We start from the raw sequence: 21,948 nt of genomic DNA, 5'->3' as shown, positions 1-21,948 counted from the left end.
CGGACACACCGAGGGCCCGACCGGACTGCCGGTCGGGCCCTCGGCGTTTGTACGTCCCGGACGGGGTGCGCATCGCCGCCGACGGGCCGCCGCGGCGTCCGGCGGCCCGTCAACGACGCTGCGGCGCGTTACGCCTTCGGCGCCACCTTGCTCAGTCCGTTGATGATGCGGTCCATCGCGTCCCCGCCCGTCGGGTCGGTGAGGTTGGCCAGCATCTTCAGGGTGAACTTCATCAGCATCGGGTGAGTCAGACCGCGCTGGGTCGCCACCTTCATCACCTTCGGGTTGCCGATGAGCTTCACGAAGGCCCGGCCGAGCGTGTAGTAGCCGCCGTAGGTGTCCTTGAGGATCTTCGGGTAGGCGCGCAGCGCCAGTTCCCGCTGCGCGGGCGTCGCGCGGGCGTGCGCCTGGGTGATGACGTCCGCGGCGATCTGCCCGGATTCCATCGCATAGGCGATGCCCTCGCCGTTGAACGGGTTGACCAGCCCGCCCGCGTCACCGACCAGCAGCAGGCCCTTGGTGTAGTGCGGCTGCCGGTTGAACGCCATGGGGAGCGCGGCGCCCCGGATCGGACCGGTCATGTTCTCCGGGGTGTAGCCCCACTCCTCCGGCATCGACGCGCACCAGGCCTTGAGCACCTCGCGCCAGTCCAGCTCCTTGAAGGAGGCGGAGGTGTTGAGCACGCCCAGGCCGACGTTGGACGTGCCGTCGCCCATGCCGAAGATCCAGCCGTAGCCGGGGAGCAGCCGCTCGGCGCCGTTCCGCCGGTCCCACAGCTCCAGCCAGGACTCCAGGTAGTCGTCGTCGTGCCGGGGCGAGGTGAAGTACGTCCGCACGGCCACGCCCATCGGCCGGTCCTCGCGCCGGTGCAGCCCCATCGCCAGGGACAGCCGGGTGGAGTTGCCGTCGGCGGCGACCACCAGCGGCGCGTGGAAGGTGACGGGCAGCTTCTCCTCGCCGAGCTTCGCCTCGACTCCGGTGATCCGGCCGGTGCGGGCGTCGAGGACCGGGGCGCCGACGTTGCAGCGCTCGTACAGCCGCGCGCCGGCCTTCTGCGCCTGGCGGGCGAGCTGCTCGTCGAAGTCGTCACGCTTGCGGACGAGTCCGTAGTCCGGGAACGAGGCGAGGTCCGGCCAGTCGAGCTGGAGCCGGACGCCGCCGCCGATGATGCGCAGGCCCTTGTTCCGCAGCCAGCCCGCCTCTTCGGAGATGTCGATGCCCATGGCGACGAGCTGCTTGGTGGCCCGCGGGGTGAGGCCGTCACCGCAGACCTTCTCCCGGGGGAAGGCCGTCTTCTCCAGGAGCAGGACGTCGAGTCCGGCCTTCGCGAGGTGGTACGCGGTGGTGGACCCGGCTGGCCCGGCCCCGACGACGATCACATCGGCGCTGCGCTCGTTGAGGTCGGTGTCGGTCACGTCGGCACTCCTGGTGCTCTCGGCGGGCGTCGCTCACGGCGGAGACGGGATCTCCGCAGTCTAGAACGGGCCTTCCGGACGGTGGCACGGCACCCGGTCGCACCGGCTCGACCGCGGTCCCGGCCCGGGCCCCGGAGGCACGGCGGTTCCGCCCCTGTTCCGGAGCACGGCGGACGTCATGAGGGCCCGGGGTGCGGGGAGTCGGGCGGGGCGGAACTGCCGGGGCGGCCGGGCGGGCGCGTACCGGGAGCGGGACGGGCGGGTGCCGGAGGCGGGCGCATTCCGGAGGCGGGCGGGTGCCGGAGGCGGGCGGCGGTGTCGGGCGGCGCTGCCGGGCGGGCAGGGGCGCGGGAGACGGGCGCGCGCCGTCGGCCCGTCAGCCGGCTTCCACGACCGGGACGTCGGAGGTGCTGGGGTCCGCGATGCACCGCAGGACGGCGGTGCGCTCGGCCGGGTCCTTGGCGGACAGCAGCGCGGAGAGCACGGCGATCCGGGCCTGGCCCGCCCGCAGCGTGCCGGTCGGCACCGCACCCGCCGCGATCAGGTCCACCGCGCCGCCACCGGTGTAGATCGGCGTGATCGGGCCCGCCGGGACCCGGGTGGTCAGCGCCACCAGCACCCCGCGGGCGACCGCGCGGTCCACGGCCTCGGTGAACTCCGGGGTGGCGTTGCCCGCGCCGGTGGCCACCAGCACGATGCCCTGCGCCCCGGCCTGCACGGCCGCGTCGAAGAGCATCGGGTCGGCGTCGGTGTGGTGCATGACCATGTCGACGCGCGGCACCTCGGCGGTCGCGGCGGGCAGCTCCAGCGGCTCGGAGCGCACCGGCCGGCGCAGCACCTCGACGCGGCCGAAGCCGATCTTTCCGACCGCGGCGTTCGACGGGTCGGCGAAGGCGTCGGCAGCCACGGTCTGGGTCTTCACCGTGCCCCGGGCGGCGTGCACCCGGCCGGCGAAGACCGCGAGGGTGCCGAGGTCCTGCACGTGCGCCGCGGTGAGCAGCGCGTCGTAGAGATTGCCGGCGGCGTCGCCGTCGGCGGCCTCCAGCGGGCGCTGGGCGCCGGTGAAGACGACGGGGCGCCGGTCGCCGTGGTGGAGGTCGAGCAGGAACGCCGACTCCTCCAGGGTGTCCGTGCCATGGGTGACGACGACGCCGTCGACGGCCGGGTCCTCGAGGATCTCGTGGACGGTGTGCAGCAGGACGAGCTGATGGCCGGTGGTCAGCCGGGGGCTGTTCACGGTGAAGAGATCGACGACCCGGGCCTCGACGCCCTCGGGGAGGGCGGCCGTGGCGAGCACGTCCTGTCCGGCCGCGTCGGCGGCGTACCCGTTGCCCTGCCAGCGGCTGGCTATCGTCCCGCCGGTGGTCACCACGACGACTCGTCGCATGCCCTGCTCACCCTCTTCCCGTCCATACCGTGCTGCATACGGCCAACGGGCAAGAATAGGCGTTTCTGCTTGGCATTGGATGGCTGAACTTCACATTCCAAAGCAAGAACGTGGCAGATAATTGCTCACATGGACGAGATCGATCGCAACATTGTGCGCGAGCTCCAGCGGGACGGCCGGCTGACCAACCAGGAGCTGGCCCAGCGGGTCGGCCTGACCCCCTCCCCGTGCCTGCGCCGGGTGCGGCAGCTGGAGCACGACGGGGTGATCCAGGGCTACCGCGCCGTGGTCGACCCGAAGGCCGTCGGGCGCGGCTTCGAGGTGCTCGTCTCGGTGGAGGTGCGGCGGGACCGGGAGAGCGTGGAGGCCTTCGAGGAGGCCCTCCAGAACCTGCCGGACGTCGTCGAGGCGTACCGGCTCTTCGGCAGCCCCGGATGCCTGCTGCGGATCGCGGTCGCCGACATCGACACCTACGAGCGGCTGTGGATCGAGCGGATCACGGCGCTGCCGGGGGTGACGGAGGTGAACTCGCAGATCGTGATGAAGCGGATCAAGGAGCCGGTGGGGCTGCCCATCGGCAGATGACCTCCGGCGCCCGGCCCGACGGGGTGCGCGATACCGCGGAGCTGTCAGCCCGGCGGGGCGCGCGAACCGGCGGAGCTCCCGACGCAGCGGGGCTCGCGCTCCGGCGATGCGCCCGCCGGAGCCGGGATCAGAAGACGGAGAGCCCGGTCAGGGTGGTGAAGCGGTCCAGCGCCGCCACCCCCACCACCGAGTTGCCCCGCGCGTCCAGCCCCGGGCTGTACACGCACAGCGTCGCCCGCCCCGGCAGCACCGCGAGGACGCCGCCGCCGACGCCGCTCTTGCCCGGCAGACCCACCCGGTAGGCGAACTCGCCCGCGGCGTCATAGGTGCCGCAGGTCAGCATCACCGCGTTGACCTGCTTGGCCTCGCTCCGGGTCAGCAGCCGCGTGCCGTCCGCCCGTACGCCGTGCCGCGCCAGGAAGCCCCCGGCGAGCGCCAGGTCGGCGCAGCTCATCTCGATGGAGCACTGCCAGAAGTAGTGGTCGAGGACGGTCGGCACGGGGTTGTGCATGTTGCCGCAGCTGGCCATGAAGTAGCCCAGGGCGGCGTTGCGGTCGCCGTGCCCGGCCTCCGACTCGGCCACCTCGGGCGCGAAGTCCAGCCGGTCGTTGCCGCTCTCCGTGCGCAGGAAGTCCAGCAGGGCGCCCCGGGCGTCGCCGGTGAGGCCGTGCAGCCGGTCGGTGACCACCAGGGCGCCCGCGTTGATGAACGGATTGCGCGGAATGCCGTTCTCGTACTCCAGCTGCACCAGCGAGTTGAACGGGTTGCCCGACGGCTCGCGGCCCACCCGCTGCCACAGGCTGTCACCGCCGCGCGCCAGGGCCAGCGCCAGCGTGAAGACCTTGGTGATGCTCTGCGTGGAGAACGGCTCCTGCCAGTCCCCCACCCCGTACACCTGCCCGTGCACATCGGCGAGCGCCATCCCGAACCGCCGGGGGTCGACCGAGGACAGGGCCGGGATGTACTCCGCGGGGCGGCCGTGGCCGATCTGCGGCGCGATGTCCTCCGCGACCTGCTCCAGTACGGCCTGGTAGTCCGGCTCCATCAGGGACGGACGGCCCGGTGCAGCGCCACGACGCCACCGGTGAGATTGCGCCACGCCACCTTCGACCAGCCGGCCTTCTGCATCAGCGCCGCGAGCGCGGGCTGGTCCGGCCAGGACCGGATGGACTCGGCGAGGTAGACGTACGCGTCGGGGTTGCTGCTGACCGCGGTCGCGATCGGCGGCAGGGCCCGCATCAGGTACTCGGTGTAGACGGTGCGGAACGGCTGCCAGGTGGGGTGGCTGAACTCGCACACCACGACCCGGCCGCCCGGCTTGGTGACGCGCAGCAGCTCGGCGAAGGCCGTGTCGGTGTCCTGCACGTTGCGCAGCCCGAAGGAGATGGTGACCGCGTCGAAGGAGGCGTCCGCGAACGGCAGCCGGGTCGCGTCCCCCGCGGTGAACGGCATGTGGGGGTGCCGCTTCTTGCCCTCGCGCAGCATGCCGATGGAGAAGTCGCAGGGCACGACGTAGGCGCCGGCGGCGACGAAGGGCTGGGAGGAGGTGGCCGTCCCGGCCGCGAGGTCCAGGACCCGCTCGGCGGGGCGGGCGGCGACGGCCTGGGCCACCGCCTTGCGCCAGAGCCGTGCCTGGCCGAGGGACAGCACGTCGTTGGTGAGGTCGTACTTGGCCGCCACATCGTCGAACATCGCGGCGACTTCGTGCGGCTGCTTGTCCAGGGAGGCTCGGGTCACGCGCCCCATTCTGGCAGGCGGCCCCGGCCGGTGACGGCAGGGGCTCGACGGGCCGGCGGAACGGCGCGGACCCGGTTCGCGGACGTGCGGGACGGGCGCGGAGACGGCGGCCGAGACGGCGCGCCGGCGCGGCCGGTCATCAGGCGCACGGGACAGGCGCGGGACGGGCACGGGACAGGCGCGCGGGACGGTGGAGGGCCCAGCCCGGGTCTCCCGCTCCCGCTCCCGCTCCCGCTCCCGGGCAGCGTCAGCCCACGGACCAGGTGCTCAGCGCGACGTCGAAGACCTCCCGGGCCACGGGCCACATGTCGTCCCGCTCCTGGAAGTAGATCGCGTACTCGGTGCCGTCCTCGGTCACGTACGACTGGTCGATGGCGTGCATCGTCCGTCCGGTGCCCTTCTCGGTCCAGGTGAACTCCCAGCGCGCGCCGGGGCGCCCCTGGAACGTGTTCTCGGTCAGCTCCACGTTCCGGTAGTCGGCGCTCTTCTTCCGCACGACGTCCTGGAGCTCCAGGAAGTGGCCGTAGGAGGACTGGGCGGTGCTGCGGATGCCCATCCGCAGGTACGAGTTGCCGGTCGTGCCCCGGTAGTCGATCTGACCGCCGCTGACCTCCCGCTGCCAGAACCGGGGGACCCCGAGGGAGAAGCCCTGCGGATCCCGGGCCAGCCGGTAGTTCTCGGGGAGCCCGGCCTCCGAGGCCGGGCCGGGGGTGGCCGGCACCGCGGCGGGGGCGGTCGAGGACGGCGACGGCGCGGGCGAGGAACCGCCGGCCGAGACCGACGGAACGGCGCCCACCGTCGAAGCACCGGGCCCGGGTCCGGGCGTGGCCGGGGCCGCGCTCCGCACCGCCGGGGGCTTGTCGTCGCCGGCCCCGTGCACGGTGCTGCCCCTGTCGCCGCCGCGCAGGACGAGCGCCCCCGCCGTGGCCGCGCCGCCCACCACGAACGCGGCCAGGACCAGGGCGCCCCAGGTCACCAGGCGGTTGCGGGCGGCGGGCGGCCGGGGCGACTGCGGCGCGATCAGTGTCGGCGGAGCCGGCACACCGGCCTGGGCCGGCGGCTGGGGCTGCGCCCGGGGCCCGATCAACGTCGGCGCCGGATGCTGCATCCCGGCCACGGTCGGGCTGTGGGGGTCCGCCTCGCCGGGCAGGCCGTCGGCGGGACCGTCGGCCTGCCCGGCGGCGGGTGCCACCGCCTCCCCGGCCTCGATCCGGGTGGTGGCGGCTTCGGCGGCCACCGCTCCGCCCCCGGACGACGCACCGGACGACGCTTCGGACGAGGCCTCGCAGGACGAGGCCCGGGAGCCGGCCCCGGAGCCGGGCGGGACCACCACCGTCGGCTCGTGATCGCCCTCGCTCTCCCCCGCGGACCCACGGCCCGTGGACTCCTGGTCCACCGCCTCACGGTCCGCGGAGTCCGGGGCGGTGGACACAGGCTCCGCGGTCGTGTCGGCCGCCTGCCCGGCTTCCCGTCCGCACGCCATACAGAAACGGGCCTCAGCGGGAAGTTCTGTTGCGCAGTGGGGGCAGAACGGCGGCATATCGCCCTCCGTGACTAGGAGATCACCGACGTCGGTACGGACTCATGCCACCACCCTGCCGGTTCCCGGCAACGACCGCGTGTTCCGGGACATATGAGCGTACGTCAGGCCATCGGCATCCGCCGCTGTCCTGTGGAAAGCGCAGAAATCCGTCGGCCGACCGGCTCCGGAACCCCACGCCGATGCCCGAACGACCACCGCGGGCGAACGAGTCCGGTCGGCGGACTACCGCTGCCGGCGGACTACCGCTGCCGGTGGACGAGCCGCCCGCCGAGCACCGTGGCGACGCAACTGTCCGCTCCCCGCTGGACCAGTGCGGTCACGGCGGCGGGTGCCTCCACGTCCGGCACGGCGGATGCGCCGTCGGCGCCGTCCCGGGCCGCGGCACCCTCCCCGACCGGTACGTCGAAGACGGCGAAGTCCGCACGCGCACCGGGCTCCAGGCTCCCCGCGAGGACCGCCTCCGGCAGCTCCCCCGTCACCCCGGCTCCCCTCGCGCCCAACGGGTCGAGCAACGCGTCACCGGCACTCCCCGCACCGGAATCCGCGCCGACACCCGCGCCCGCAGGCGGGGCGACCAGGACCAGCCCGGCCCGCGTCACCGCGGTGCGGACCGCCGGGGACCGGAACGGACCGGTCACCGCGGTCGTGCCGTGCCCCAGCATCCGCTGCAGACCGCGCCGGGCGCTGCCCGCCCACTGCGCGGGCGTCAGTGCGAGCGCGTCGAGAAGGTCCGGGGACCGCACCGGCTCGGTCCCGAGCCGGTCGGCCTCCCGCGGATCGGGGTGGTAGATCTCTTCGAGCAGTTCGGGGGCACGGTGGTTGACCAGCCCGGGCATGAGCAGCCCCGGCCAGCGCCGCACGCGCGCGCCGGGGTGTTCCGCGGCCACCGCTGCGTACGGCCCGACGGCCGCCACCCGCGTGCCGCTGACCGCGACCGCCCCGCCCGGCACCGGCTCCCGGCCGGGGCCCGGCCAGACGGCGTCGGCGGTGTGGACGGTCAGCACGCGGCGCTCAGCTCGCGTCGATGAGCTTGAGCTCCGGGTGCGCGGTGCCGCCGGCGATCGCCGTCGAGGAGAAGTGCGAGACGACCTTGTCGTCGACCGGGTCGTTCGCCGGGTCGTCGTGCACGGTCAGGTGCTGGTAGGTGGTGTTGCGCTGCGCGGGGACCCGCCCGGACGCGCGGATCATGTCGATGATCTCGCGCAGGTTGGAGCGGTGCTTGGCGCCGGCGGAGGAGACCACGTTCTCCTCGAGCATCACCGAACCCAGGTCGTCCGCGCCGTAGTGCAGCGACAGCTGGCCGACCTCCTTGCCCGTGGTGAGCCAGGAGCCCTGGATGTGGGCGACGTTGTCGAGGAAGAGCCGCGCGATGGCGATCATCCGCAGGTACTCGAAGAGGGTGGCCTGCGTCCGGCCCTTCAGATGGTTGTTCTCCGGCTGGTAGGTGTACGGGATGAAGGCGCGGAAGCCGCCCGTACGGTCCTGGACGTCGCGGATCATCCGGATGTGCTCGATCCGCTCGGCGTTGGTCTCCCCGGTGCCCATGAGCATCGTCGAGGTGGACTCCACGCCCAGCCCGTGTGCCGTCTCCATGATCTCCAGCCAGCGCTCGCCGGACTCCTTGAGCGGGGCGATGGCCTTGCGGGGGCGGGCCGGGAGCAGTTCGGCACCGGCTCCGGCGAAGGAGTCGAGCCCGGCGGCGTGGATGCGCGTGATCGCGTCCTCGACCGACACCCCGGAGATCCGGGCCATGTGCTCGACCTCGGACGCGCCGAGCGAGTGGATGACCAGCTGCGGGAACGCCTTCTTGATCGCGGAGAAGTGCTCCTCGTAGTACTCGACGCCGAACTCGGGGTGGTGGCCGCCCTGGAACATCACCTGGGTGCCGCCGAGTTCCACGGTCTCCGCGCAGCGGCGCAGGATGTCGTCGAGGTCGCGCGTCCAGCCCTTGTCGCTCTTCGGCGGGGCGTAGAAGGCGCAGAACTTGCACGCCGTCACGCAGACGTTGGTGTAGTTGATGTTGCGCTCGATGATGTACGTCGCGATGTGCTCGGTGCCGGCGTAGCGGCGGCGGCGCACGGCGTCGGCGGCAGCGCCCAGCGCGTGCAGCGGCGCCGACCGGTACAGGTCGAGCGCCTCCTCCGGGGTGATGCGGCCACCGGCTGCGGCGCGGTCGAGGACGGACTGGAGGTCGGCGCTCTCGCTCACCGGGGACGTCCCTTCCGGAGGGTTTTTCGGGCGTCCGGGGGTCGCCCCCCGAATGGCACAGTCGGACCGATCCAGCGTACGCCAGGGGTCGGACGGCCCCGGTGGCCCCCGGCGCGGCGCCGGCCGCCGTGCGGCTCCGCCCGCTCCGGAGGGCCGGAACTCCGGCTCCGCGCCCGGCCTGACGCACCGCTCTCCGCGATCGGGCCCAGGGTCGCTGCACGCGGGCCGCTACCGCATCGACAACCGGCAGATCCTCAAGGACGTCGACGGCGCCGACCGCGTCGCCACTGCTCCGCCGCGGGAGCGCCTGCTACGCGGGGCCGCCGAGCAGCTCCACCCGGACGTCCGCCGGGAAGCCCGTCGTGGGCCCCGTCCGGCGGGCGAACTCGGCGATGCCCTTCAGCTGCTCGGCGCCCAGCCGGAAGTCGAGCGTGGTGAAGTACCGCTCCAGCAGCCCGGCGTCGAAGTCCTCCCAGCGGGCGGCCTGCTCCGCGACCTTCGTGACCTCCTCCAGCGAGAGATCGCGCGAGTCCAGGAAGGCCTCGTGGACGGACGACACGAGGCGCGGATGCCGGGCGAGGTAGTCGCGGCGGGTGGCCCAGACCGCGAAGACGAACGGCAGCCCGGTCCACTCCTTCCACATCTGTCCCAGATCGTGCACCTGGAGGCCGAGGCGCGGCGCGTCGTGCAGGGAGGCACGCAGCGCGGCGTCCCCGATCAGCACCGCCGCCTGCGCCTCGTGCATCATCACGCCGAGGTCGGGCGGGCAGCTGTAGTAGTCGGGCTCGATGCCGTACCGCTCCGCGAGGAGCAGCTGGGCGAGCCGCACCGACGTACGGGAGGTGGAGCCCAGCGCCACCCGGGCCCGGTGCAGCTGGTCCAGCGGCACCTGGGACACGATCACGCAGGACATGACCGGCCCGTCGCAGCCGACCGCGAGATCGGGGAAGGCCACCAGCCGGTCGGCGTTGCGCAGGAACTCCACGAGGGTGACCGGCGCGACGTCGAGGTCGCCGCGGATGAGCTGTTCGCTGAGCTTCTCGGGGGTGTCCTTGCTCAGCTCGAAGTCGAGCAGGGCGCCGGTACGGGCGAGGCCCCAGTAGAGGGGCATGCAGTTGAGGAACTGGATGTGGCCGACCCGGGGCCGGGTGCGAGGATGATCGTCAACGGCGGGGGCAGCAGCTCGCTCAGGATGGTCCACAGCGCGAGGCTAGCCCCAGGGGCCATGCGGCACCGGACCCGGGGCCCCGGTGCGCGTGGCGGTGGCGCGAGCGGGACACGCCCGACACGCCGGGACACAAGGGATCGGGACACGTCGCCACAGATCACCCGAAACCAGGGAAATCCATGCCACAGCGGGCCACGGGGGCAGTCTCAGCACGAAACCCCACCCTCGGGTGATCTTCGCCTCTTTCTCCGGCTGAGCGCCCCGTGCTACGCTCACGGCAAGTTGCAGTTTGGTTTCCCTTGCAGTACAGAGCCTGCGGAGCATGTGACGCCGCAGGCTTTTGTAGTTTTCAGACTTCTTGCAGGTTCTGGAGCAGGGCAACCCTTTGGCCCAAGGAGGGCTTATGGCTACCGGAACCGTCAAGTGGTTCAACGCCGAGAAGGGCTTCGGCTTCATCGCCCAGGACGGCGGCGGCCCCGATGTCTTCGTCCACTACTCCGCGATCAACGCGACTGGCTTCCGCTCCCTGGAAGAGAACCAGACCGTGAACTTCGACGTCACCCAGGGCCCGAAGGGCCCGCAGGCGGAGAACGTCACCCCGGTCTGATCCCTCGGATCTCCCCGGGGTCGGCCGATCGCGGTCGACGCTAGCAGTACCCAAGGAGCCCCGCTCCCCGCTTCGGCGGCGGAGCGGGGCTCCTGCCTTTGCCCGGTGTGCCGGTACGGAACCCGGGGGTGCGCTCCTGTCCCGGCGCTGCGGCCTCTCCGGGAATCACCCGGCCGGCACGGGACGCCGGGCCCCTCCCGGCGTGAGCGTCCCGGGCATCCCAGCGGGCCGTGCGGATCCCCGGTACGGCCGGACGGCGGCCCCGGGATCACTCGATCCGGGCATGTCGACCAGCGTCGCCAGGAGCCGCCAACTCGGCCAGTACATCGAGTACAAGGCCAAGCGGGCCGGCGTGCCGCTGGTGTACGTCGATCCGGCGTACACCAGCCAGCAGTGCTCCCAGTGCGGCCACATCGACCGGAAGAACCGCGTCGATCAAGCAACGTTCGCCTGCCGGTCCTGCGGGGCCCTCATGCACGCAGACGACAACGCGTCCCACAACATCGGCCGCAAGGGCGAGACCGTGTGGACCGCGGGGCGTGAGTCACGCGTCCCCGCCACCCCATAGGGGTGTCTGGATGGAGGAGACCACGCGGCAGCCAGCCACGCCCTACCTCCAAACCCGCTCCTTTCGAGGCCGGGTCAAGTTGACTAGCCTTACTGGAAAGTAAATTGGCGCCACCCCAGCCATGGTGAGGAGTTGGCCCATGGCCGATTCGACCGCTGTCCGACTGCCCCGCCCGCCGCGGCTGATGCCGGCCCTCGGCAAGGGCGTCATGACCGGCATCGGCAAGCGGCCGAGAGCGGACGCCCCGCTGCCGGGCACCCGGCTCGTCATCCCCGAGGCCCGGATCGACCTCGGCCGCCTCTGTGCCTACGCCCGGGTGTGCGGCTTCTCGCAGACGCGGCCGCTGCCGCTCACCTATCCGCATGTCCTGGGCTTTCCGCTGACCGCCCGGCTGATGGCCGACCGCGCCTTCCCGCTCCCGCTGCTGGGCCTGGTGCACACCTCGGCGGAGATCCGGCAGTGGGCACCGCTGAGCACGGAGGACGTCCTGGAGCTGGGGGTGCACGCGGAGGGGCTGCGGGCCCACCGCCGGGGCACCACGGCGACGATCGTGACCGAGGCGCGGCGCGACGGCGAGCTGGTCTGGCAGGGCCGCTGCACCTACCTCGCCCGCCGCGGACATCCCGCCCGGCCGGACCGGGACCGCCGCACCGCCCGCGCGGCGGAGCTGCTTCCGGCCCGCGCCACCTGGGCGCTCCCCGCCGACCTCGGGCGCCGGCACGCCGCGGCGACCGGCGACTACCACCCGATCCACCTGTACCCCTGGACCGCCAAGCCGCTCGGCTTCCCCCGGGCCATCGCCCACGGCATCTGGAGCTTCGCCCGCTGCGTGGCGGAGTCCGGCGCGTCCCTGGCGGAACAGGTCTTCGTCCGGGCCGAGTTCACCTCGCCGGTCCTGCTCCCCTCGACGGTCACCTATGCCGCCGCCGGTCAGGCCTTTCAGCTGCGCGGCGGTCCGGACGGCCGCCGGATCCACCTCGCCGGGCAGGTCGTCCGGGGCGCCACCGAGGCGGACGACGGCGGGACCCGCTCCGGGCGGGAGGCGGCGGTCCCCGGACCGGCCTCCGCACGCCCCGGGGACCACTGACGGAACGCCACCGCGGGACACTGCCGACGGCGGAGATACGCGGGACGGCGTGGGGGAGCCGGACGGCTGCTGCCCCATCCCGGCCGGCCGACGGTTCGTGACGAGCCGCACGCGGGGCGGGGTCCGGGGCGGCCGGCGAGGCGGGCCCCGGGCGGCAGGCCGTTCAGGGAGCCGGTGACCAGCGGTTGCCGTCCATCAGGTTCTGCAGCCCCGCCCAGGCGAAGTTCATCGCGACGGTCGCGGTCTCCTGCGCCGAAGGGCGTTCGCCGGGAACGGCGTTGGCCCAGCCCGCCAGGGACTCGGCCGCGCCGACCAGCGCGTGGGCCAGTCCGGCGATCTCCCGCTCGGAAACCGGCTCCGGGGCGCACCGGGCCTCGCAGCCGGCCGCGGCGATGAGCCGCCGCACGTACGCGACGAGTTGCTCGCGCATGGCGGCCACCTCGTCGGCGAAGGGCTCGCCGTGGGTGCGCGCCTGACTGTTGAGCACCGCCCAGCCGTCCGGGTGGTCGGCGGTGTGCGCGAAGAAGCCCCGCAGCCCGTTCCACAGCTGCCGGGACGCCGAACCGCACTCCGGCTCGACCGCGCTCCGCACGGCCTCCACCAGCGCCTGTGCCTCCCGCCGGACGCAGGCGCCGAACAGCTCCTCCTTGGAGTTGAGATACAGGTACACCAGCGGCTTCGACACGCCCGCCAGTTCCGCTATCTCGTCCATCGAGGCGGCCCGGTACCCCCGCTGCGCGAACGTGGCCACAGCCGCGTCCAGCATCTGCCGCTCTCGCACCGCCCGGGGCATTCGCTTGGTCTTCCCGCCCACCCTGGCCGCCTCCCCACCGTTTCCTACTCGCGGGTAAGCCTACGGTGGCGCCGGGCGGCACCAGGGCCGACCGGCCAGTACACCGCCGTTGCGCGGGCATCCGCCGCAGCCTCCGCGCCCGTCCGCGCATCGCGTTCCGGCGCGGTCGCGCCGGGCCGCCGCCGTCGCCGCCGCGCCCGAACCCGCGCCGGATGCCGGCCGAGATCCGCCCTGTTGACATGCCCCCGGGCGGAAACGCGGGCCCGTGGAACGGACCACCAGGCGCAGAACGTCGGTTTCGGAGGTTCGCCCCCACACGACTGACCGATCGGTTAGATTGCTGACCGTGCGGTTACACCGGGGCGGCCGGACGAGCCGCCCGAAGCGGTGGGACGGACGTTTCGACGAGAGGGGCGGGCCATGGAGAAAACGACATGCTGCGTGGTGGGGGGCGGTCCGGCGGGGATGATGCTCGGGCTGCTGCTCGCCCGGGCGGGGATCGAGGTGACGGTCCTGGAGAAGCACCGGGACTTCCTGCGCGACTTCCGCGGGGACACCGTCCATCCGTCGACGCTCCGGCTGCTGGACGAGCTCGGCCTCGGCGAGCGCTTCGCCCGGCTGCCGCAGCGCCGGCTGGAGGAGATGAGCATGGTGATCGGCGGGACGACCGTGACCCTCGCCGACTTCCGGCACCTGCCCGGCCGGCACCGGTACATCGCCATGGTCCCGCAGTGGGACTTCCTCGACCTGCTCGCGACCGCGGCCGCCGCCGAGCCGTCGTTCACCCTGCGGATGTGCACCTCGGTCACCGGGCTGCGCAGCGCGGACGGCCGGGTGACAGGGGTGACGTACGTCGACGCGGACGGTTCACCCGGTGAGCTCTCGGCCGATCTGACGGTCGGCTGCGACGGCCGGGACTCGGTGGTGCGCCGGGCGGCCGGCCTGCGCTCCGACTGGTTCGACGCCCCGATGGACGTCTGGTGGGTGCGGATACCGCGGCAGGACGCCACCGGCGCGGGGCACGGCCGGGTGTTCGCCCTGTTCGGGGACGGCGAGGCCACGGTCACGGTGGACCGCGGCGACTACTACCAGGCCTCCTACCTCATCAGGAAGGGACAGGACGCGGAGCTGCGGAGGAACGACATCGACTGGCTGCGGCAGCGGCTCGGCGCCCTGTTCGGCTGGGACCACCATGCGACGCATGCGATCCGCTCCTGGGACGACGTCAAGCTGCTCGAGGTGACGGTGGGCCGGCTCCGCCGCTGGTACACCGACGGCCTGCTGTGCATCGGGGACGCGGCGCACACCATGTCGCCGGTCGGCGGTGTCGGGGTGAACCTCGCGGTGCAGGATGCCGTGGCGGCCGCCCGGATCCTCGCCGGGCCGCTGCGCCGCGGCACCGTCGGCGTACGGGACCTGGCACGGGTGCAGCGGCGTCGCCACTGGCCGACGGTCCTGACCCAGAAGTCGCAGGCGGGCGAGCACGAGATGCTGCTGCGGCCGGCCCTGGACGGCACCCTCGACGGGGACCGGCTGCCGGTGCCGATGCGGCTGGTGCGGCGCGTGCCGGCGCTGCGCACCGTGATCGGCTACTTCGGCGGCATCGGCGTCCGTCCGGAGCGCGCACCGGACTTCGCCCGAGCCGCCGCATAGGGGCGAGCCGCCGCGGGGAGCCGGTCCGCTCGTGGGAGGAGGGCTCAGGGGCTCCGGGCGGAACGGTCAGGCGCGGCGTTCGATGGCGTGCAGGGTGAAGACCTCCAACTCGTCCGCCGCCGCGTCGAGATCGAGACCGGGGTCCGACAGCCAGTGGGCGACCACGCCGTCGATCGCGCCGCCGATCGCCAGCGCCACGGCCTGCGGAGCGAACTCCCGGAACTGGCCGGCTTGCTGCCCCTGGGCCAGCAGATCGGCCAGCGCCTGCCAGCGGCCCGCCGTGTCATGGGAGCCGGGTGCCTTCAGCCGGGTACCGCCGGCGTCGTCCAGCAGCATCTCGGTGATCACCCGGACATGGCGGCGGTTGGCCTGCTGGTAGGAGATCATCGCGCGGACGTAGGCCAGGACGGCGGCCCGCGGATCCGGCTGGCGCGCCAGGCACTCGTTCACATAGTGGGTGAACCGGTCGAGCACGTAGGCCAGCGTGTCCCGGGTGAGGTTGTCCTTCGACGCGAAGTGGTACAGCACCGCGGCCTTGGAGATCCCGGCCTCCTCGGCGATCGCGGACAGCGACGTCGCCGGGAAACCCCGGGTGGAGATCAGGTCGATGGTGCACTCGATGATCTGCTGACGGCGGGCCAGCTCGGTGAAGGTCGGTGCGTCGGGGTCGGGGCTCCGTCGAGGAGTCATGACGACGCCCTCCCCTTTCCTCGCACTTCGGCCGACACCAGACCGTACACCGCGCCCGGACCTGCGCGCGGTCCGCCCGGTGGTGGTCCGGGACGGAGCGGAGCCCCCGATCCGGGGGGGGAATCGGGGGCTCCACGGCTGGGGAGGGCGGTTACGCGACGGCCGGGGCCGGCTCCGCGTCCGCTTCGGCGCCCTGCGGGGCGTCCCCGCCGGCGGCGGCGTACGCGTCCCGGTCGAGGATCTTCTCGCGGGCGGCGACGATGACCGGGATCAGCGCCTGGCCGGCGACGTTGGTGGCGGTGCGCATCATGTCCAGGACCGGGTCGATCGCCAGCAGCAGGCCGACGCCCTCCAGCGGGAGGCCCAGGGTGGACAGGGTGAGCGTGAGCATCACCGTGGCACCGGTCAGACCCGCCGTCGCGGCCGACCCGACGACGGAGACGAAGGCGATCAGGAGGTAGTCGCCGACGCCCAGGTGCACACCGAAGATCTCCGCGATGAAGATCGCCGCGAGCGCCGGGTAGATCGCCGCGCAGCCGTCCATCTTCGTGGTGGCGCCGAACGGCACCGCGAAGGAGGCGTATTCCTTCGGCACGCCGAGGCGCTCGGTGACCTGCTGGGTGACCGGCATGGTGCCGACCGAGGAGCGGGAGACGAAGGCCAGCTGGATCGCGGGCCAGGCGCCCCGGAAGAACTGCAGCGGGTTGACCTTGGCGACCGTCGTCAGCAGCAGCGGGTAGACACCGAACATCACCAGCGCGCAGCCGATGTAGACGTCGGCGGTGAAGGTCGCGTACTTGCCGATCAGGTTCCAGCCGTAGGTGGCGATGGCGTAGCCGATCAGGCCGAGGGTGCCGACCGGGGCGAGCCGGATGACCCACCAGAGGGCCTTCTGCAGCAGCTCGAGGACGGACCGGCTGAGGTCCAGGATCGGCTGGGCCTTCTCACCGAGCTGGAGAGCGGCGACACCGGCGACGGCGGCCATGAAGACGATCTGCAGCACGTTGAGTTCGGTGAACGGGGTGACGACGTTCTCCGGGACGATGCCCGTCAGGAAGTCCAGCCAGGTGCCCGCCTCGTCGGGCTTGGCGCCGTCCTTCGGGGTGAGGCCGGTGCCGGAGCCCGGGTCGGTGATCAGGCCGATGGCGAGCCCGATGGCGACCGCGATCAGCGAGGTGACCATGAACCACAGCAGGGTGCGGGTCGCCAGCCGGGCGGCGTTGTTGACGTTCCGCAGATTGGTGATGGACACCAGGATCGCGAAGAAGACGAGCGGCGCGACCGCCAGCTTCAGCAGCTGGACGAAGATCGAGCCGGTCTTGTCGAGGGTGGTGAGCAGCCAGCCGACGTCGCCGCTGCGGGCGACCCAGCCGAGCACGACGCCGAGGACGAGACCCAGCAGGATCTGCGCCCAGAACGGCACCTTCGGTATGAGGCTGCCGAGTCTCTTCTCGGCAGCCGGCTGCGGGGCGGGGGCTTCGGTGGACACGGGCACACTCCGGCAAGGAACAGACAGGGGGACACGGGGTGCGGCGGGCCGTGAGATGACGGCAGCGCCGACGATGCTTGTCGCTCAGCTGCGGCAACAGGCCGCGGGCAGACAGCGGCAGAGATCGACGGGCAGGCGCGCCATGAGCGGATGCCCCATGGCCATGCGGTGCGCTGCTGCTGTCGTCATGCCCATCACGGTAACACTTGAACTTTGAGCTATTCAAAGATCTTCTTTGAGATGACGGGGCGGCGCGCACCCCCGCGAAAAACGTGAACACCCCACCGTGGAGCGGTTGCTCCGCGATGGGGTGCGGCCGGACGGTACCGGAGGGGGCCCGGTGCTGTGACGAGCGTTACGCGTCTTCCTGGGCCTGGTTGGCGGTCAGCCGCTCCTTGACCCGCTCCACGCGCGGGGCGACCTCCTCGGACATGCGGTCGCGCTGCTTGCGCAGCAGGACGAAGCTCAGCGGCGCCGACAGGACGAGGGCGAGGAGGAGCACCCAGATGATGTGGGAGTCACCGATACCGCTCGGCAGGACCTGCAGGCGGGTCAGGCCCCAGACGACGAGGAAGCAGCCGGCGAAGATGCCGAAGCGCATCGCGGTGTAGCGGAGAGTGGCGTGCTGCTTGCTGCTCACGGAGGGACCTTCTTCTCTGCGGTGGCGGTACGGGTGCCGACTCCAGTGAAGCATGTCCGGATCCGGATCAAATGAGGGGGACCGCCCGGCCCCCGGCCAGGGCGCGGGGCCTGTGCACCGATGCGGTGGCAGTGGGCAGCGACTCTCCGGCTCAGGTCACGGGCGGAGCCGGAGCCAGAACGTCACGTCGTCGCGGAAGTCGCCGTCCGCGGCCCGGATCCCGTCCGGCACCCGGCCGACCTCCCGGTAGCCGCAGGCGCCGTAGAACTCCTCCAGGCCCAGGCCGCTCCGGCAGGTCAGCCGGATGCCGTGGATGCCGTCCAGTCCGCGGGCGGTGCGTCCGACGGCGGCCATCAGGGCCCGTCCATGACCTCTGCCCTGGTGGGAGGGGTGGACCAGCACGGTGTGGGCCCAGCACCAGTGGCGGGAGACCGCGGCGGTGTTGAGGGCGAGGAAGGCGGCCGCCACGACTGTGCCGTCCCCGTCACGGCCGACGACGAGCCGGGTGCGGTCCCGGGCCATGGACGCGAGGTGGGTGAGCAGCTCGGGCCGTACGTCCTGGGGCGTCACCGGCGGAACGAAGCCGACGGCGCCCCCGGCGTTCGAGACCTCCGCCCACAGGGCGCAGATGCCGTCGCGCAGACCGGGGGTGACGGCGGGGTCCGGGTCGAACGTGAGCGGCATGGCCAGGGAGCCTACGGCCTCGCGTGCGGATCGGACCCCGCCCCCGAATCCGGTCGGGGACCGCCGGCCCGGTGAGGTGGTCGCCGCGGACCTCAGATGCGCATCGGCTGCGGCGCCTCGCGGCGGTCCGGGTCCGGCCCCGGGTAGTCACGGATGACCTCGTACCGGGTGTTCCGCTCGACCGGGCGGAAGCCGGCGTCGCGGATCAGGTCGAGCAGGTCGTCCCGGGTCAGCTTGTTCGGGGTGCCGTAGTTGTCGGCGTCGTGCGTGATCTTGTACTCGACGACCGAGCCGTCCATGTCGTCCGCGCCGTGCTGGAGGGCGAGCTGCGCGGTCTGCACGCCGTGCATCACCCAGAAGACCTTGACGTGGGGGACGTTGTCGAAGAGCAGCCGGGAGACCGCGAACGTCTTCAGCGCCTCCGCCCCGGTGGCCATCGTGGTGCGGGCCTGGAGCCGGTTGCGGACCTTGCCGTCCTGCATGTCGACGAAGTCGTGCTGGTAGCGCAGCGGGATGAAGACCTGGAAACCGCCGGTCTCGTCCTGGAGTTCCCGCAGTCGCAGCACGTGGTCGACGCGGTGCCGGGGCTCCTCGATGTGCCCGTACAGCATGGTGCAGGGGGTCTTGAGCCCCTTCTCGTGCGCCAGGCGGTGGATGCGCGACCAGTCCTCCCAGTGGGTGCGGTGGTCGACGATGTGCTGCCGCACCTCCCAGTCGAAGATCTCGGCGCCGCCGCCGGTCAGCGACTCCAGCCCGGCGTCGATCAGTTCGTCGAGGATCTCGGAGGCCGTCAGCCCGGAGATCGTCTCGAAGTGGTGGATCTCGGTGGCGGTGAACGCCTTCAGCGAGACCTCGGGGAGGGCTTCCTTGAGGGCCTTCAGGGAGCGCGGGTAGTAGCGCCAGGGCAGCGTGGGGTGGAGACCGTTGACGATGTGAAGCTCGGTCAGGTTCTCGCCCTCCATCGCCTTGGCGAGGCGGACCGCTTCCTCGATGCGCATCGTGTACGCGTCCTTCTCGCCCGGCTTGCGCTGGAACGAGCAGTAGGCGCAGGACGCGGTGCACACGTTCGTCATGTTGAGGTGACGGTTGACGTTGAAGTGGACCACGTCGCCGTTCTTGCGGGTCCGCACCTCGTGGGCGAGGCCGCCCAGCCAGGCGAGGTCGTCGGACTCGTAGAGGGCGATGCCGTCCTCACGGGTCAGTCGCTCCCCCGCGTGGACCTTCTCCTCCAGCTCACGCTTGAGCCCCGCGTCCATGCGGCCGCCTCCCATACGTCTTCCGATCGGGCTCACCCGAGCGTACGCCACCCCTGTGTCACCGGCCCGCACCGCTCCCGGACCTCGCCGTTCCGGGCCCGCGCGGCGCCCGGGGCCGTGGACGGACGCCCCCGGACGGCTGCCGGTCCCGAACGGGGCCGGTCACTCCTCGGGGAGTTCGCCGACCCGGTTCTCCCACTTGGTGGAGAGCACGATGGTGGTCCGGGTCCGGGAGACGCCCTTGGTGCCGGAGAGCCGGCGGATGGTCTTCTCCAGGCCGTCGACGTTGCCGACCCGCACCTTGAGCATGTAGGAGTCGTCGCCGGCGATGAACCAGCAGTCCTCGATCTCCTCCAGGTCGCGCAGCCGGTACGCGACGTCCTCATGGTCGGTGGCGTCGGTCAGCGAAATGCCGATCAGGGCGGTGACCCCGAGGCCGAGGGAGGCGGAGTCGACGGTCGCCCGGTAGCCGGTGATCACGCCGGCCGCCTCGAGACGGTTGATCCGGTCCGTGACGCTGGGCCCGGAGAGCCCCACGAGCCTCCCGAGCTCGGCGTACGAGGCCCTGCCGTTCTCCCGGAGGGCCTGGATGAGCTGCCTGTCCACCGCGTCCATGTAACTGGAGCCTTCCATTATTCAGTCATTTCAAGTTCAATATATAAAATTTAAGGCGCGGAACCCCACTCGCCTGTGAATCTTTCAGCCAATACCCGAAGACACGGTACGGGTGTCGCCCCGCCCGGGGCCGCACCGGGGCAGGGGTACAACGACCGCCGAGCCTCGCTTCCCCGGCGCGGGAAGCGCCAATCCTCCCCCACGGAGCGGAGCCGCTACTCCGCCCGGGAGCCTCCGATCGCGCCCTTCCACCGGCGGTACAGCGTGTGCGGCACCCCGGCCGCGTCCAGCACCCGGCCCGCGACGAAGTCCACCAGCTCCTGGATGTGGGTCGCCCCCGCGTAGAACGCCGGGGAGGCCGGCAGCACGACGGCCCCCGCCTCGTCCAGCGCCACCAGCTGCTTCAGCGTCTGACCGCTCAGCGGTGTCTCGCGCACCGCGACCACCAGCTTCCGGCGCTCCTTGAGGGTCACGCTCGCGGTCCGCTGGAGCAGGTCCTTCGACAGCCCCAGCGCCACCCCGGCCACGCAGGCCGTGCTCGCCGGAACGATCAGCATGCCCCGGGCGGGGTACGAGCCCGACGAGGGCCCGGCCGCCAGATCGCCCGCGGACCAGTACCGCACGTCGTCCAGGTCCGGCAGCGCCCCCGCGAAGAAGTCCGGGGTGCCGTCCGCGCCGCGCGCCAGCCAGGTCTGGAGGTCCGCGCGCCAGTGGGCGTCCCGGAAGGAGATGCCGGTCTCGTCCAGCAGGGTGAGCCGGGAGGCCCGGCTGATCACCAGGTCCACGGACTCGCCCGCGTGCAGCAGGGCACGCAGGACGGCGGCGGCGTAGGGCGTGCCGGAGGCGCCGGACACACCGACGACCCACGGCCGGCGCGGGCCGGGGGCGGCGTCGTCGTTCGGTTGCTGCTGGGGCGACTGCACGGCCCGAGCCTATCCGGAGGGAGCCACCGGGAACCCTGCCCGGTCAGGAACCGGGTGCCGCACCTCGGCCGTTGTCCGGGTGACGGCCCGGAGGACCGCGCCTCAGGAGGAGGCCCGGCCCGGGCGAGGGCACAGGAGGCGAGGTGCGATGTCGTACGGACCGGCGGCCGCACCGGCGGAGCGGAGCCGAGGCGACCGGATGAAGGCCGCGGCCGTGCTGATGCTCGGCTGGGTGGCGCTGCTGTGGCTGCTCGAAGTCGTCGACGTGGCGACGGGGCACGCCCTCGACCCGTACGGCATCACCCCGCGCGAGCCGGCCGAACTCGCGGACATACCGCCCGCGGCCTTTCTCCACTTCGGCTTCGGACACGTCGCCGCGAACACCGTGCCGCTGCTGATCCTCGGCTTCCTCGCCGCCCTCGGCGGCCTGCGCCGGTTCCTCGCCGTGGTCTGCGTGATCGTCCTGGCCGGGGGCCTCGGTGTCTGGTTCACCGGGCCGCCGGGCTCGGTGACCGCGGGCGCCTCGGTCGTCGTCTTCGGGCTCTTCGGCTATCTGCTGGTCCGCGGGTTCGTCGACCGCCGGCCGCTGGACATCCTGGTCGGCCTGCTGGTGGCGATGGTCTACGGGTCGATTCTGTGGGGCGTGCTGCCCAGCGCGGGCGCGGTGAGCTGGCAGGGGCACCTGTTCGGCCTGATCGGCGGGGTGCTGGCGGCCTTCCTGTTCCGCCGCGGGCGCCCCGACGAGCCCGTCTGAAGCCGGGCGGCCACCGGCCGCCTGTCCGAAGCCGGCCCGGCCCCCCGCCACCGGCCCGTTGCTGCGGCGCTCCCCGTCCGGGCCGCGTCCGCCCCCGTTCCGCATGGCGACGGGCCCGGGCGCGCGCCGTCCGAACCCGCTGCGCC

The 21,948-nt window shown here is 72.6% G+C and carries 22 protein-coding genes and 1 pseudogene; 6 read left to right on the top strand and 17 right to left on the bottom strand.

All coding sequences use genetic code 11. The features are described 5' to 3' along the window. Window positions 1-128: 128 nt before the first annotated feature. Together ACFYYR_RS10275 and ACFYYR_RS10270 are read right to left on the bottom strand one after the other, a co-directional pair. On the bottom strand, window positions 129-1,415 hold the full coding sequence (locus ACFYYR_RS10275; RefSeq protein ID WP_388849517.1) for a geranylgeranyl reductase family protein: 1,287 nt from the start codon (window positions 1,413-1,415) through the stop codon (window positions 129-131). Between the two features lie 376 nt (window positions 1,416-1,791). Further along, window positions 1,792-2,802, bottom strand: coding sequence for an asparaginase (locus ACFYYR_RS10270; protein ID WP_388849514.1), 1,011 nt, complete (start codon window positions 2,800-2,802; stop codon window positions 1,792-1,794). A 129-nt stretch (window positions 2,803-2,931) separates the two neighbouring features. On the opposite strand from ACFYYR_RS10270, the gene ACFYYR_RS10265 reads away from it, so the two are divergent. Further along, window positions 2,932-3,387, top strand: coding sequence for an Lrp/AsnC family transcriptional regulator (locus ACFYYR_RS10265; protein WP_388849511.1), 456 nt, complete (start codon window positions 2,932-2,934; stop codon window positions 3,385-3,387). 127 nt (window positions 3,388-3,514) lie between these two features. Here the strand turns inward: ACFYYR_RS10265 and ACFYYR_RS10260 are convergent, their stop codons facing one another. From ACFYYR_RS10260 to ACFYYR_RS10230, 7 genes and pseudogenes are all read right to left on the bottom strand, one after another. Then, window positions 3,515-4,432, bottom strand: coding sequence for a glutaminase (locus ACFYYR_RS10260; protein WP_388850319.1), 918 nt, complete (start codon window positions 4,430-4,432; stop codon window positions 3,515-3,517). Then, window positions 4,432-5,124 (bottom strand): demethylmenaquinone methyltransferase, encoded by a 693-nt coding sequence (locus tag ACFYYR_RS10255; RefSeq protein ID WP_388849508.1) that lies wholly within the window; start codon window positions 5,122-5,124, stop codon window positions 4,432-4,434. Before ACFYYR_RS10255 ends, ACFYYR_RS10260 begins: the two co-directional genes overlap by 1 nt. Before the next feature lie 247 nt (window positions 5,125-5,371). Beyond that, window positions 5,372-6,556, bottom strand: a complete 1,185-nt coding sequence (locus ACFYYR_RS10250; protein WP_388850367.1) for a hypothetical protein — start codon at window positions 6,554-6,556, stop codon at window positions 5,372-5,374. Window positions 6,557-6,595: 39 nt separating this feature from the next. Next, window positions 6,596-6,664 (bottom strand): annotated as a pseudogene (locus ACFYYR_RS10245) (zinc-ribbon domain-containing protein); the annotation flags it as partial. Between the two features lie 242 nt (window positions 6,665-6,906). Next, window positions 6,907-7,671: a hypothetical protein gene (locus ACFYYR_RS10240; RefSeq protein ID WP_388849505.1), complete on the bottom strand. Its 765-nt coding sequence runs from the start codon at window positions 7,669-7,671 to the stop codon at window positions 6,907-6,909. Window positions 7,672-7,678: 7 nt separating this feature from the next. Then, on the bottom strand, window positions 7,679-8,875 hold the full coding sequence (gene mqnC / locus ACFYYR_RS10235; RefSeq protein WP_388849502.1) for a cyclic dehypoxanthinyl futalosine synthase: 1,197 nt from the start codon (window positions 8,873-8,875) through the stop codon (window positions 7,679-7,681). Window positions 8,876-9,185: 310 nt separating this feature from the next. Beyond that, window positions 9,186-10,076: a menaquinone biosynthetic enzyme MqnA/MqnD family protein gene (locus ACFYYR_RS10230; RefSeq protein WP_388849499.1), complete on the bottom strand. Its 891-nt coding sequence runs from the start codon at window positions 10,074-10,076 to the stop codon at window positions 9,186-9,188. A gap of 370 nt (window positions 10,077-10,446) precedes the next feature. On the opposite strand from ACFYYR_RS10230, the gene ACFYYR_RS10225 reads away from it, so the two are divergent. The 3 genes from ACFYYR_RS10225 to ACFYYR_RS10215 all read left to right on the top strand — a co-directional run bounded on the left by ACFYYR_RS10225 (window position 10,447) and on the right by ACFYYR_RS10215 (window position 12,305). Next, window positions 10,447-10,650, top strand: a complete 204-nt coding sequence (locus tag ACFYYR_RS10225) for a cold-shock protein (RefSeq protein WP_351507791.1) — start codon at window positions 10,447-10,449, stop codon at window positions 10,648-10,650. A 283-nt stretch (window positions 10,651-10,933) separates the two neighbouring features. Beyond that, window positions 10,934-11,218, top strand: a complete 285-nt coding sequence (locus ACFYYR_RS10220; RefSeq protein WP_388849496.1) for a zinc ribbon domain-containing protein — start codon at window positions 10,934-10,936, stop codon at window positions 11,216-11,218. A gap of 139 nt (window positions 11,219-11,357) precedes the next feature. Further along, window positions 11,358-12,305 (top strand): MaoC family dehydratase, encoded by a 948-nt coding sequence (locus tag ACFYYR_RS10215; RefSeq protein WP_388849493.1) that lies wholly within the window; start codon window positions 11,358-11,360, stop codon window positions 12,303-12,305. Window positions 12,306-12,468: 163 nt separating this feature from the next. On the opposite strand, the gene ACFYYR_RS10210 is transcribed toward ACFYYR_RS10215, so the two are convergent. Then, on the bottom strand, window positions 12,469-13,098 hold the full coding sequence (locus ACFYYR_RS10210) for a TetR/AcrR family transcriptional regulator (protein WP_388850316.1): 630 nt from the start codon (window positions 13,096-13,098) through the stop codon (window positions 12,469-12,471). Between the two features lie 420 nt (window positions 13,099-13,518). On the opposite strand from ACFYYR_RS10210, the gene ACFYYR_RS10205 reads away from it, so the two are divergent. After that, the gene (locus tag ACFYYR_RS10205) at window positions 13,519-14,751 is read left to right on the top strand and encodes an FAD-dependent oxidoreductase (protein WP_388849490.1); all 1,233 of its coding nucleotides are present in this window, start codon (window positions 13,519-13,521) and stop codon (window positions 14,749-14,751) included. A 66-nt stretch (window positions 14,752-14,817) separates the two neighbouring features. Here the strand turns inward: ACFYYR_RS10205 and ACFYYR_RS10200 are convergent, their stop codons facing one another. The 7 genes from ACFYYR_RS10200 to ACFYYR_RS10170 form a co-directional block, all read right to left on the bottom strand. Next, window positions 14,818-15,441 carry a TetR/AcrR family transcriptional regulator gene (locus ACFYYR_RS10200; RefSeq protein WP_388849487.1) on the bottom strand — a complete coding sequence of 208 codons (624 nt, stop codon included), beginning with the start codon at window positions 15,439-15,441 and terminating at the stop codon, window positions 14,818-14,820. A 151-nt stretch (window positions 15,442-15,592) separates the two neighbouring features. Then, window positions 15,593-16,930, bottom strand: coding sequence for a dicarboxylate/amino acid:cation symporter (locus tag ACFYYR_RS10195; RefSeq protein WP_388849484.1), 1,338 nt, complete (start codon window positions 16,928-16,930; stop codon window positions 15,593-15,595). 355 nt (window positions 16,931-17,285) lie between these two features. Then, window positions 17,286-17,570 carry a DUF4229 domain-containing protein gene (locus tag ACFYYR_RS10190; protein WP_388849481.1) on the bottom strand — a complete coding sequence of 95 codons (285 nt, stop codon included), beginning with the start codon at window positions 17,568-17,570 and terminating at the stop codon, window positions 17,286-17,288. 156 nt (window positions 17,571-17,726) lie between these two features. Then, on the bottom strand, window positions 17,727-18,254 hold the full coding sequence (locus ACFYYR_RS10185) for a GNAT family N-acetyltransferase (RefSeq protein ID WP_388849478.1): 528 nt from the start codon (window positions 18,252-18,254) through the stop codon (window positions 17,727-17,729). Between the two features lie 92 nt (window positions 18,255-18,346). Continuing rightward, window positions 18,347-19,510, bottom strand: a complete 1,164-nt coding sequence (mqnE, locus tag ACFYYR_RS10180) for an aminofutalosine synthase MqnE (RefSeq protein WP_388849475.1) — start codon at window positions 19,508-19,510, stop codon at window positions 18,347-18,349. 162 nt (window positions 19,511-19,672) lie between these two features. Continuing rightward, window positions 19,673-20,125, bottom strand: coding sequence for an Lrp/AsnC family transcriptional regulator (locus ACFYYR_RS10175; protein ID WP_351507913.1), 453 nt, complete (start codon window positions 20,123-20,125; stop codon window positions 19,673-19,675). Window positions 20,126-20,340: 215 nt separating this feature from the next. Further along, window positions 20,341-21,048 (bottom strand): UbiX family flavin prenyltransferase, encoded by a 708-nt coding sequence (locus ACFYYR_RS10170; protein ID WP_388849472.1) that lies wholly within the window; start codon window positions 21,046-21,048, stop codon window positions 20,341-20,343. A 148-nt stretch (window positions 21,049-21,196) separates the two neighbouring features. Between ACFYYR_RS10170 and ACFYYR_RS10165 the strand changes: the two genes are divergently transcribed. Continuing rightward, window positions 21,197-21,802: a rhomboid family intramembrane serine protease gene (locus ACFYYR_RS10165; protein WP_388849469.1), complete on the top strand. Its 606-nt coding sequence runs from the start codon at window positions 21,197-21,199 to the stop codon at window positions 21,800-21,802. Window positions 21,803-21,948: the final 146 nt, after the last annotated feature.

The sequence above is a fragment of the Streptomyces sp. NPDC001922 genome (assembly GCF_042891165.1).
Lineage (GTDB): Bacteria > Actinomycetota > Actinomycetes > Streptomycetales > Streptomycetaceae > Streptomyces.
The sequence above is the reverse complement of the archived record's forward strand: the minus strand, read 5'-3'. Positions and strand labels throughout refer to the sequence as shown.

Excerpts from the sequence above, each read along its gene's own strand:
- ACFYYR_RS10270 (WP_388849514.1), bottom strand. The coding sequence starts at position 2,802 with ATGCGACGAGTCGTCGTGGTGACCACCGGCGGGACGATAGCCAGCCGC.
- ACFYYR_RS10265 (WP_388849511.1), top strand. The coding sequence starts at position 2,932 with ATGGACGAGATCGATCGCAACATTGTGCGCGAGCTCCAGCGGGACGGC.
- ACFYYR_RS10260 (WP_388850319.1), bottom strand. The coding sequence starts at position 4,432 with ATGGAGCCGGACTACCAGGCCGTACTGGAGCAGGTCGCGGAGGACATC.
- ACFYYR_RS10225 (WP_351507791.1), top strand. The coding sequence starts at position 10,447 with ATGGCTACCGGAACCGTCAAGTGGTTCAACGCCGAGAAGGGCTTCGGC.
- ACFYYR_RS10220 (WP_388849496.1), top strand. The coding sequence starts at position 10,934 with ATGTCGACCAGCGTCGCCAGGAGCCGCCAACTCGGCCAGTACATCGAG.
- ACFYYR_RS10215 (WP_388849493.1), top strand. The coding sequence starts at position 11,358 with ATGGCCGATTCGACCGCTGTCCGACTGCCCCGCCCGCCGCGGCTGATG.
- ACFYYR_RS10210 (WP_388850316.1), bottom strand. The coding sequence starts at position 13,098 with ATGCCCCGGGCGGTGCGAGAGCGGCAGATGCTGGACGCGGCTGTGGCC.
- ACFYYR_RS10205 (WP_388849490.1), top strand. The coding sequence starts at position 13,519 with ATGGAGAAAACGACATGCTGCGTGGTGGGGGGCGGTCCGGCGGGGATG.
- ACFYYR_RS10200 (WP_388849487.1), bottom strand. The coding sequence starts at position 15,441 with ATGACTCCTCGACGGAGCCCCGACCCCGACGCACCGACCTTCACCGAG.
- ACFYYR_RS10185 (WP_388849478.1), bottom strand. The coding sequence starts at position 18,254 with ATGCCGCTCACGTTCGACCCGGACCCCGCCGTCACCCCCGGTCTGCGC.
- mqnE (WP_388849475.1), bottom strand. The coding sequence starts at position 19,510 with ATGGACGCGGGGCTCAAGCGTGAGCTGGAGGAGAAGGTCCACGCGGGG.
- ACFYYR_RS10175 (WP_351507913.1), bottom strand. The coding sequence starts at position 20,125 with ATGGACGCGGTGGACAGGCAGCTCATCCAGGCCCTCCGGGAGAACGGC.
- ACFYYR_RS10165 (WP_388849469.1), top strand. The coding sequence starts at position 21,197 with ATGTCGTACGGACCGGCGGCCGCACCGGCGGAGCGGAGCCGAGGCGAC.